The following is an 8,728-nucleotide window of genomic DNA, read 5'->3' as shown; positions in this document are numbered from 1 at the left end:
GCAGTGAAGGTCCAGTCCACAGGCTCTTTTGTGGGCGATCATTGATGTACTTGTTACAAGTCTTTTTCGATTTCTTTGCCGTGCCAAACCCGAAGTACAAAAATGGCTTCCTGACCAATAAGGTACCTAACAGTATAATTTGTAATAAATAAGTCTCTGATCTTTTCTGGTTCTGGGGACCGCTGAACCGACAAGCCAATTTCAGGAAAATCTTTCAGTTTTTCGATACCAGAAAGAAGCTTCTGCGCTACATGTTTTGCAGCATATGGGTTCTTTGCTGCAATAAACTCTCGTAGCCGAACTAAATCATCAATTGCTTCTGATGAATACTGAATTTTCATACTTTCGGTGGCGACAATTCTTCATTGCTTCCCCAGCTATCCAGCCACGCAGCAACTTCATTACCATCTATAGCTTTGCCAGATTTAATTGAGTTTAAAGCTTCCAGCGTATCTTCCCAGCGAGCATCATCCATTGATTGCCGCTGGAGAAACTCTTTAATAGCTTGATTTATAATATAGTTTTTAGATCTATCTAACTTGTGAGCCAAATTTTCAAGTGGTAGCTCCACTTCAGAATTTAGACGAATACTTGTAACAGCCATTTTATTTACCTCTTAATGTATTCACTTGTATTACATTATAGTACAGATGGCGAAGCTGCGTATAGAATTTGTAACGCCCTAATTTTAGGTAGATTTGTGGAACGGCGAAGCCGTGGAGCAAAACTATCCTAAACATTTGCTTGTTATAAATATCTTATTCTTTATTTAAATTTACCAAGTAAAAACTGCCAATAGAATAGACTACTTCTGCACTAGCCTTAACTCCATGCTTTTTCCTAGCTTCACCTACAAGTTGAAAGATATCTTCATCAATTTTTTGCTTTAACCCTGCTAGGTCTGAAACTTTATAGTTACTTTGGCCAAGCACTCTTTTTAAAACGACTCCACGCCACATTACATTAAGACGGTTAATCATTTCTTCATAATCTTCAGATGTGTATGGAGCTTTATCGAAAGGTTCATTTAAGAATTGAACAGAAACTACTAAGTTGTATATGCCTTTGTCTTCAATGGAAACCGAGGTCGCAATTGAGCCACCAGACGAGGGTGCAGAGTAAAATGACCCTCCGTACGTGAGTTGGGCTGTAACTAATAGAACAAAGAACGTCCATATTTTAATGTTGTTCATTAAGAGCTTCCTCTATACCTAATGATATTTATAACGCTCGGCTCACCGAGCAATTTTTTGTGGCGGCATTTTTGGAACAAAAATGATGACACTAAAATTTGTCCGGTGGAGCCGCTTGTGGTTAAATGCCTTACAATGCGCACATTTATGCGCATAATTTATTTATTGCTAATAAGTGGAGTGTAAACAATGCAAGAACTTTATGATACCAGCGCACCAAAGAAAGCTACAAACCTAAGTATAAACAGTGATTTATTAAAAAAAACACGCTCAATTAATATCAACTTGTCTGCGACTCTTGAGTTAGCCTTGAGAGCGGAACTTGCCAAATCTGAAGCCGAACAATGGAAAAAAGAAAACAAAAAAGCAATTAAAGCTTATAACGAGTTCGTTGAAACACATGGTTGTTTTGGTGATGAGTTCAGGAGCTTCTGATGTCGCAACTTGATGTTTACAAAAACCCAAGCAAGGCTTCAAGTAAGTTTTACCCTTTTCTAGTAGATATACAAAATAACTATATTTCAGATATTGAGACTAGAATCGTAATACCTCTAGGAAAAACTGAAAACTTTAAAAACCAAATAATGCAGAGATTACAACTAGAGATTCACTACGAAGGCCAAGATCTAGTATTAATGACACCACAAATATCTTCAATTTCTAAGAAACTGCTAAAGTCTCCAATTGGTTCTTTAGGACACTTAAGACAAGAAATAATTGATGCGTTGGACTTTGCCATTACCGGCATTTAACGCCTTGCTAAGCGGCAGGCAAATTGATGGTTTGACTGTCCAGTGGAGGCGCGTGTTTTTGCGCCGGAACGAGGCTTGAGCAACTTGTTATGCACTTACCACTGAACCAAGACGTCTTGAACTTTTGATGTCTCTAAATCAAAGCCTATTGCCCAGAATACCATAAAGTTACTTTTACTGTACTTTGCCTTCCAGAGAGTAAACTTTGAATCAGCTCTCATTAAAACCTCTATGGGTTCGATGCTCTCTATATCACCCATTTCATTATCTATGTCACTGCACATTTGTATGTACATATCTTCTGTTATCTTTCGGATCTTTAGGCGGCATAGACATTTCTTGGAGTGCGCGATAACTTTTCCCGTCGTGCAATTTTATAAGTCTTTCAGCTAATTCAATTTCTCGTTCATTAAGCATGTGGCTCAATTCTCCTTGAGGACTTATAACGCCGCAATAAAGGGCGCGCGTATCTTTGCGCGTCCAACCCACAGCTTTTTGTGGGCGATCTTTGATTGCTTTGTTATATTTTAAGCTTTATAGTAAGACCTAATTAGCGACCATTTTATCGTACTGGTGAATTTATGACAACGCGAATTTTAACTGAAATGGCTGCAAGCATAAGCGAGCTCAAAGCAAATCCAATGAGAGTAGCACTCAGCGGTGACGGTGAGCCAATAGCTGTACTGAATAGAAATGAGCCTGCATTTTATTGTATACCTGCTGAAACCTACGAATACTTAATGGATAGAATTGAAGATCTCGAGCTTATTACACTTGCTGAGAAACGGAAAAGTGAAGAAAGTGTAAAGGTTAATTTGAATGACCTATGAGCTAGAGTTTAAAAAGTCTGCCCTGAAAGAGTGGAATAAACTAGGCGCTACGGTAAAAGAACAATTTAAGAAAAAGCTAGCCGCAGTTTTAGATAGCCCCAAAATTAAAAGCGCCAAACTATCAGGGGCAAACGAGCTTTATAAAATTAAGCTAAGGCAGGCTGGATATAGATTAGTTTATGAAGTTAATGATGAAATAGTAATAGTTACCGTGATATCTGTGGGAAAACGATGAAGATATAACGCTGCCATTTGCGGGCTGAGTTTGATGGCGACGTTTATGCGTTTCTTTGCATAAACGGTGACAGAAAACGAAGATCCACAAGATGGCCTGATTATACATTTCTAGTCTTTATCACGAACAGGGTTAAGGCTTGGCATACTATTCTCTAGTTCATCTATTTGTAGATTAACCAAAGAGAGCAATCGATTTAAATATAGCCTGTCATCTTGTATTTCAGAAAATTCATCCTCATCAGTGCACTCATTTTCAGAGACAGAAGATAAACTTCCTTCGTAGCTTTGTATGAGATTGGCGCGGAACAGGTGGGTGTTATTCAAAGCTTACTAGTGACTTGCAAGCTGCATGGCGTTAACCCTTATGACTACCTAATTGATGTTTTACAGCGTATTAGTTGTCACCCTGCCAGTAAGGTAGAAGAACTAACCCCTCGGGAGTGGAAAGAAAAGTTTGCCGCTAACCCAATGCGTTCAGATGTGGAGAATGTCAATTATGGCAGATAAAAAGGTTTACCAGGACTGGTCTGATAGTGCGGCCAAAGTCAGATCGATTGCGTCTGACTCCTCGTTAGAGCTATGGCAGAAGAGCCACTTGGTGGCAGGGGCTTATGCAGGGTTAGCCCTTGAGGGGTTGAAATCTAAACATCGGCATAAGATCCTTGGCGGGTTCTCAAAAATGAATGGGATACTCTCAAAATATACGCTGAACACTTATGATGAATACGAGATCATTACAGAAGAGGATTTACGTGAGATCATTAGAATCGTTTTATCGCTGGAACCGTAAAGAGCATTAGACTGTTAGTGCAATAACGTCTGAAAATGACCGGTTACGATTCTACTACTGAATTTCACCTTGGTACCATTATTACGACTTACTTCTATCAACGGTATATCATGATTGCGTGACTCCCATTCAATGAAGGAGACACGTCCATCGAAAGCAATGCGCTCAACCTCATCAAAGTCTCGGTAACTCATAAATATACCAATAGATAAAACAGGTATAGCTAGCAAGATAAACTTTATGATATTTGGCATTCTAACCCTGACCAAACCACGAAGTGGTTGATGTTGATTGGCCTTGTTATAAAGTTTTATCCTTGTGAAGCTGAACATACAAAGGCCACTCCCCTGTAATTTGAGTATGAGTTGTTTCATATTCTTTTTTTTCAATGTTTACCCACTTCAAAGTTTGGATGTTGCTTTTAAGAACAGCCTCACCCTCAGAGTTAGTAAAAATACTTTTCATATTGATTGAATATGACATCGCTATTACCTCAGCCCCAGCAATAGGTAAACCGTTTACGTCCGTGACAATTATAACTTCTTTAGCCGTAGATTTAGTCGAAAACATAAGTAGTACAATTATTGGAAGAAGCTTCATGTTTTAGTTCAATTTATAACGCCTTGCTAAGCGGATAAAAATGGTTGGTTATATTCGCGAAGCGATGGCCAACTGTTTTTATTCCGTTTAAGCAACTTGTTATGTACGATCAATTTATTACAACTCGGGTTCTGGTAAAACAGCGGGCGTACTATCCATATAAGTTAGAAAGTTAGCCCAGATTTCGTGTGTCCGTTGTTTCGTAACTTTCGTTTTACAACTCAAAGACATCACTCCTCTTATTGTCCCATCACGCCACTGCGTATAAATAGAATCGCAATGTGCATTTGCATACAACAGCCATGCTTTTTGGGCTACATTAATTGATTTAATTAGCTCAAGGTCATAGTTATTATGTTCTTTGCTCTTAGCTAGATATGTATTCATTTCATGTTGAGCTTTTTCTAATTCAACTCCAGCACAGTAATTTATCTGAGGAGTAGTCATTGCTTCATTACAATCAAATTCATCACTCAAAGCATTAACAGAGTAGATACTGAGTAGTAATATAAAAAGTTTATTCATTGGAATTCCATTAGTACATAACGCGGAGCGAAGCGGCGGCCCGTCAGGGACGTCCGCCTTACGCGGCTTGTTATCACTGTCTCAGTCATACTCCGCACTCTGAGGCAGGTCGTCAGTAATCTCGAACCAAGGAGCCTTGCTGCCAACGAACACGTGGCGCTCGGCTTTAACTCCTGGGTCGGTATCGAGTGTTCCGAGTGGAAAACCAAAGATAGCGGGGTTTGCATCGAATTTTGTGTAGAGGCTGGAACCACAGTTTGAGCAAAATCCCTTATGCTCACCCGGAGAGGATTCGTAGAACTTCATCAGCTCCTGACCTTTAACGGTATGCCAGTCAGAAGACTTTACCTTGGCGCGGGTTCTGAACGCTGAAGCATGTAGCTTCCGGCACATTGAGCAATGACAGTTCAAAACATCGGTCAACGGACCGCTGATTTCGTATTCGATGCCTCCGCAGAGACAACTACCCGTTTGCTTCATTGATGCACTTCCTTGTTTGATAACGCCTGCAGCAACGGCAGGCTTGGAGTGGAGCGATTTGTGCAATAGTGGCGGAGCCACGCACAAATAGGGCCACGGAAAGACTGTCCAGGGCACGTAGTGCCCGAGGTTGCCTGCACTTGCTATTCATAAATATTTTTAGCTAAGATAAAGGCCGAAATCAAAACTATACCATTTGAAAATAAGTAACGATTAAAGAGCCCTCTACCAACTCCAGGGCTATAATGCCAACGATTGACGGTTTTAAAAGCAAGCCAAGCCCCAACATACGTTGCTAACGTTTGATTTTAACAGTAGAGAATAAGCTGCAATTTCCATTACCCCTATTAAATAGGGTAACCAAAAATCATCTTTCCCCTTAAATATTTCTACAAAGCTTCCAGAATCTGGATCTGATGCTCTCAAAGAAGAATTTAATATTCGAATTCCGAGGCTAATTAAAGCTGAAAGAATAAGTAACTCAATCCAACTTCTAGGCTCTACTGTAAGCATACTATGACCTCAACCCTTGCATAACGCTTTGCACATGAGCAACAACAAAAGCGGCCAGCTTTTTCTCTTTGGCCGCTTTTGTTGTTGCCCTATGCTGCTACTGGTTAGGTGTGGAAGTCACTTCGGACTTTGACCTTTATACCAAAGGCTCTCATTCCCGTGACTCACACCTTCTAATTTTTATTCCACTTCATCCATCGTGCACGATGATTAAAACGAAGAATGTTAAACGCTATTTTCAACAGTTAATGTGGGATGCCCCACAACTAAAGCCTTTAATTATACGGTACTTTCAGCACTTCACTTTTGCACTGGTTTTGGATCGTAATCGCACACTGTTAAAACCAAATACACCATAAATACAGTCTGGTAGCACACTGGTTCGCCCCTTGTTACCACAACATTCACAGTCACTTGTAATCTCTTTATCCTGATCAAGCTCAAGGCCCCTTACTGAATACAGTCTCCATAGCCCTTTAATTACGTGAATCATCCGATTCCCTTCGCTTAACGCCGCGTTAACCGCGCGAGCCGAAGGCGAGTCCTGTTGAACGTTTGGTTAGTTTTCATTTTCGGTAGATAGTAAAAACTTACGTAAATCTCTTTCTTGCCTCATCACGTGAAGGATATAGACTGAATCGTTATCAACCTTATAGAAAACACGACAAGGATTTACCACCACTTCTCGGTAATTTAGGGTAGAAATTTCTTCAGGCACTCTGCCTGAATCAGGAAATTGCTCAAGTCTTTGAACCTTACTGAAAACGTTTTCTACTAACTGTTTAGCAGCATACGGATTGCTAACTGCAATATACTCAGCAATATCATTCAGATTTTCTAGAGCTGGCTCAGTCCAAGTTATTTGAGCCATTTATTCATTTTCTCTCTAGCTTGCTCCATACCCAAGGTTCGGCCATCTCGAATAGCCTGCTCGCCTTTAGCGATACCCTCAAGAATCTTCATCCGGTCTACCATCAACTCGTAATCAGCAACATCAAGTAAATATGCAGATGGTTGACCATGTTCAGTTATGAGAATAGGTTCTTTTGACTCATGTAGATCAGCAAGCAGCTTCGTTGCTTGCCTCTTTAACGTCGTAACGACTTCGGTTCTCATAATGACACCTTAATTTAAAATGTATCACTATAGTATCACTCTGCGACAAAAAAAACTAACGCATTGCTCTTGGGCAGTTAATAAATGCGGCCAGTCTTTTTTGGCCGTATTTATTGGCTGCCCTAAGCAGCTATTGGTTAAGTGGTTTTGGTTAACGGTACCATTCCGCAGGATACCACTTTTGAAAAAATAAGAGCTTGAACTGCTCATTAGTTACTCCTATTTTTTTCCTCATGACAGACCTAAAACCAACATATATTACAAACTGATTTAATAAAACCTGTACAGCAAAAATAAAGATAAGACCTGTAAACGGTAACCAATTAGGATCGGGTGGCGTATTGTATTTTTCAAACATAGAAACCCACAAAAAGATGGCACCAAGTGCAGGAAAAAAGCCCAGCGCCCCCAATGTACTAATGAGACACCTATACTTGAATTTCAGTTTATGTAGCTCTGTTTGCATAATTGATATTGACACTTAACGCTTTGCTAATGGGCAAATATTTGATGGCGTTTTTTGTGCGTGTTTTTGCACAAAAAGTGACAGCGAATATTTGTCCTATTGAGCTACTTGTTAACTGCTGATGGTTGCACATATTGGCATATGGTCACTTACAGACAGCCATTTACTAATTTTACCTAGCTCAATTGTACTGCATGACAATAGGTTATTAGACATAAAAACATAATCAATATGGTAAGGTTTATCTTCTTTTCTATGAAGATAGAAAGTGGGCCGGGTCTCCTGCCCTTGCTGCTCACCTGTTTGATGATGGTATAAACTCTCGATATTTATTGCGGAAAGCTCATTAATTGTATCGGTGTGACTCCACCAACGATCCTGTTTGTCCCATACTGCGTTACTATTAAAGTCACCCGCAATAATTGTGTTTTTTTGATCTAGTTCGTCTCTGTGTATTTGCAGGGTAAGCGCTCAATAATCCCCACCTAACATCTGCGAAGTTATTCAAATACGCTCAAGCTTCATTCATTATGAGGCAAAATCATGAGCAAATCAGCACTCACAAAAAAACAAGCCTACTGGCTCAACCACATACAGCAGTGCGAGCAGAAGAAGCTAACCGCTCCCGCTTACTGTGATCAACATGACCTGAAAGTATCACAGCTTTACAGCTATAAACACGAACTTCGCCGCAAAGGTTTTCTGCAAACCGAATCTACAACGGCTTTTGCAAAAGCCCTCGTTACACCATCACAAAAAACGGCGACGGTTAGGGCGCACCCTGTCGCTTTCTCTTTGTCCGTTGCCTGGGGTAAGTTCCGCTTACAAATGACGACGGGTGGTCCGTTGTCATGATGAGGCCTGATGACTTATCGATTACCGTCTACCTGCATAAAGACCCCGTGGACTTTAGAAAGTCGATTAACGGCTTGGCCATCCTGGTCGAAGCGGAGATGGAACTGAACCCTTTCGAGAAAGCGCTATTCGCTTTCTGTAACCGTCAGCGTGATAAAATCAAGGTACTGTATTGGGAGCGCAATGGTTTTTGTCTCTGGTATAAACGCTTAGATAAAGAACGGTTTAAGTGGCCAAATAAACAAGCGTCTGATGTTATTACCCTGACGACTCAGGAACTAAACTGGCTATTGGATGGCTTTGATTTATGGAGTAATAAACCTCACCAAACCCTGAATTATCAGTCGGTTATCTAAGCGTAATCAGGTATA

20 protein-coding genes and 1 pseudogene are annotated in these 8,728 nt (G+C 40.3%); 8 read left to right on the top strand and 13 right to left on the bottom strand.

The window, feature by feature from the left end; translation table 11 throughout:
- Positions 1-53: 53 nt before the first annotated feature.
- From NKI27_RS06055 to NKI27_RS06045, 3 genes are all read right to left on the bottom strand, one after another.
- Entirely contained in the window at positions 54-341 is a 288-nt protein-coding gene (locus tag NKI27_RS06055) for a type II toxin-antitoxin system RelE/ParE family toxin (protein WP_265048787.1), read from the bottom strand.
- A complete protein-coding gene (locus NKI27_RS06050; protein ID WP_265048786.1) occupies positions 338-604 on the bottom strand; it encodes a CopG family ribbon-helix-helix protein in 267 nt (88 codons plus the stop codon). The genes NKI27_RS06055 and NKI27_RS06050 overlap by 4 nt, the downstream gene beginning before the upstream one ends.
- Before the next feature lie 154 nt (positions 605-758).
- Positions 759-1,193 carry a hypothetical protein gene (locus tag NKI27_RS06045; RefSeq protein ID WP_265048785.1) on the bottom strand — a complete coding sequence of 145 codons (435 nt, stop codon included), beginning with the start codon at positions 1,191-1,193 and terminating at the stop codon, positions 759-761.
- Between the two features lie 189 nt (positions 1,194-1,382).
- On the opposite strand from NKI27_RS06045, the gene NKI27_RS06040 reads away from it, so the two are divergent.
- Both NKI27_RS06040 and NKI27_RS06035 read left to right on the top strand, forming a co-directional pair.
- The gene (locus tag NKI27_RS06040; protein ID WP_265048784.1) at positions 1,383-1,628 is read left to right on the top strand and encodes a type II toxin-antitoxin system CcdA family antitoxin; all 246 of its coding nucleotides are present in this window, start codon (positions 1,383-1,385) and stop codon (positions 1,626-1,628) included.
- Positions 1,628-1,945: a CcdB family protein gene (locus NKI27_RS06035; protein WP_265048783.1), complete on the top strand. Its 318-nt coding sequence runs from the start codon at positions 1,628-1,630 to the stop codon at positions 1,943-1,945. Before NKI27_RS06040 ends, NKI27_RS06035 begins: the two co-directional genes overlap by 1 nt.
- Before the next feature lie 95 nt (positions 1,946-2,040).
- On the opposite strand, the gene NKI27_RS06030 is transcribed toward NKI27_RS06035, so the two are convergent.
- Positions 2,041-2,241, bottom strand: a complete 201-nt coding sequence (locus NKI27_RS06030) for a hypothetical protein (RefSeq protein ID WP_265048782.1) — start codon at positions 2,239-2,241, stop codon at positions 2,041-2,043.
- A gap of 285 nt (positions 2,242-2,526) precedes the next feature.
- Here NKI27_RS06030 and NKI27_RS06025 point away from each other — a divergent pair, with 285 nt between their 5' ends.
- Together NKI27_RS06025 and NKI27_RS06020 are read left to right on the top strand one after the other, a co-directional pair.
- On the top strand, positions 2,527-2,775 hold the full coding sequence (locus NKI27_RS06025) for a type II toxin-antitoxin system Phd/YefM family antitoxin (protein WP_265048781.1): 249 nt from the start codon (positions 2,527-2,529) through the stop codon (positions 2,773-2,775).
- Positions 2,765-3,010, top strand: a complete 246-nt coding sequence (locus NKI27_RS06020) for a type II toxin-antitoxin system RelE family toxin (protein WP_265048780.1) — start codon at positions 2,765-2,767, stop codon at positions 3,008-3,010. The genes NKI27_RS06025 and NKI27_RS06020 overlap by 11 nt, the downstream gene beginning before the upstream one ends.
- A 110-nt stretch (positions 3,011-3,120) precedes the next feature.
- On the opposite strand, the gene NKI27_RS06015 is transcribed toward NKI27_RS06020, so the two are convergent.
- Positions 3,121-3,336: a hypothetical protein gene (locus tag NKI27_RS06015; RefSeq protein WP_265049560.1), complete on the bottom strand. Its 216-nt coding sequence runs from the start codon at positions 3,334-3,336 to the stop codon at positions 3,121-3,123.
- On the opposite strand from NKI27_RS06015, the pseudogene NKI27_RS06010 reads away from it, so the two are divergent.
- Positions 3,304-3,519: pseudogene (locus NKI27_RS06010) on the top strand (transposase domain-containing protein); the annotation flags it as partial. The gene NKI27_RS06015 and the pseudogene NKI27_RS06010 overlap by 33 nt on opposite strands.
- Positions 3,509-3,802, top strand: a complete 294-nt coding sequence (locus NKI27_RS06005) for a hypothetical protein (RefSeq protein ID WP_265048779.1) — start codon at positions 3,509-3,511, stop codon at positions 3,800-3,802. The pseudogene NKI27_RS06010 and the gene NKI27_RS06005, both read left to right, overlap by 11 nt.
- 14 nt (positions 3,803-3,816) lie before the next feature.
- Here NKI27_RS06005 and NKI27_RS06000 read toward each other — a convergent pair whose 3' ends face one another.
- The 8 genes from NKI27_RS06000 to NKI27_RS05965 all read right to left on the bottom strand — a co-directional run bounded on the left by NKI27_RS06000 (position 3,817) and on the right by NKI27_RS05965 (position 7,036).
- Positions 3,817-4,056: a hypothetical protein gene (locus NKI27_RS06000; RefSeq protein ID WP_265048778.1), complete on the bottom strand. Its 240-nt coding sequence runs from the start codon at positions 4,054-4,056 to the stop codon at positions 3,817-3,819.
- 46 nt (positions 4,057-4,102) lie between these two features.
- Positions 4,103-4,402, bottom strand: coding sequence for a hypothetical protein (locus tag NKI27_RS05995; RefSeq protein WP_265048777.1), 300 nt, complete (start codon positions 4,400-4,402; stop codon positions 4,103-4,105).
- A 117-nt stretch (positions 4,403-4,519) separates the two neighbouring features.
- A complete protein-coding gene (locus NKI27_RS05990) occupies positions 4,520-4,927 on the bottom strand; it encodes a lysozyme inhibitor LprI family protein (RefSeq protein ID WP_265048776.1) in 408 nt (135 codons plus the stop codon).
- Positions 4,928-5,008: 81 nt separating this feature from the next.
- Positions 5,009-5,473 (bottom strand): GFA family protein, encoded by a 465-nt coding sequence (locus tag NKI27_RS05985; protein ID WP_265048775.1) that lies wholly within the window; start codon positions 5,471-5,473, stop codon positions 5,009-5,011.
- Positions 5,474-5,671: 198 nt separating this feature from the next.
- Positions 5,672-5,920 (bottom strand): hypothetical protein, encoded by a 249-nt coding sequence (locus NKI27_RS05980; RefSeq protein WP_265048774.1) that lies wholly within the window; start codon positions 5,918-5,920, stop codon positions 5,672-5,674.
- Between the two features lie 292 nt (positions 5,921-6,212).
- Positions 6,213-6,413, bottom strand: a complete 201-nt coding sequence (locus tag NKI27_RS05975; protein WP_265048773.1) for a hypothetical protein — start codon at positions 6,411-6,413, stop codon at positions 6,213-6,215.
- 66 nt (positions 6,414-6,479) lie between these two features.
- Entirely contained in the window at positions 6,480-6,791 is a 312-nt protein-coding gene (locus NKI27_RS05970) for a type II toxin-antitoxin system RelE/ParE family toxin (RefSeq protein WP_265048772.1), read from the bottom strand.
- The gene (locus NKI27_RS05965) at positions 6,779-7,036 is read right to left on the bottom strand and encodes a type II toxin-antitoxin system Phd/YefM family antitoxin (RefSeq protein WP_265048771.1); all 258 of its coding nucleotides are present in this window, start codon (positions 7,034-7,036) and stop codon (positions 6,779-6,781) included. Before NKI27_RS05965 ends, NKI27_RS05970 begins: the two co-directional genes overlap by 13 nt.
- A 1,009-nt stretch (positions 7,037-8,045) precedes the next feature.
- Here NKI27_RS05965 and tnpA point away from each other — a divergent pair.
- On the top strand, positions 8,046-8,357 hold the full coding sequence (gene tnpA / locus NKI27_RS05960; protein WP_265048683.1) for an IS66 family insertion sequence element accessory protein TnpA: 312 nt from the start codon (positions 8,046-8,048) through the stop codon (positions 8,355-8,357).
- On the top strand, positions 8,354-8,713 hold the full coding sequence (gene tnpB / locus NKI27_RS05955; protein WP_265048682.1) for an IS66 family insertion sequence element accessory protein TnpB: 360 nt from the start codon (positions 8,354-8,356) through the stop codon (positions 8,711-8,713). Before tnpA ends, tnpB begins: the two co-directional genes overlap by 4 nt.
- Positions 8,714-8,728: the final 15 nt, after the last annotated feature.

It is taken from the genome of Alkalimarinus alittae (assembly GCF_026016465.1).
Classification (GTDB): Bacteria; Pseudomonadota; Gammaproteobacteria; order Pseudomonadales; family Oleiphilaceae; genus Alkalimarinus; species Alkalimarinus alittae.
Note: the sequence above shows the minus strand (reverse complement) of the source record. Positions and strands in the feature narration are given on the sequence as shown.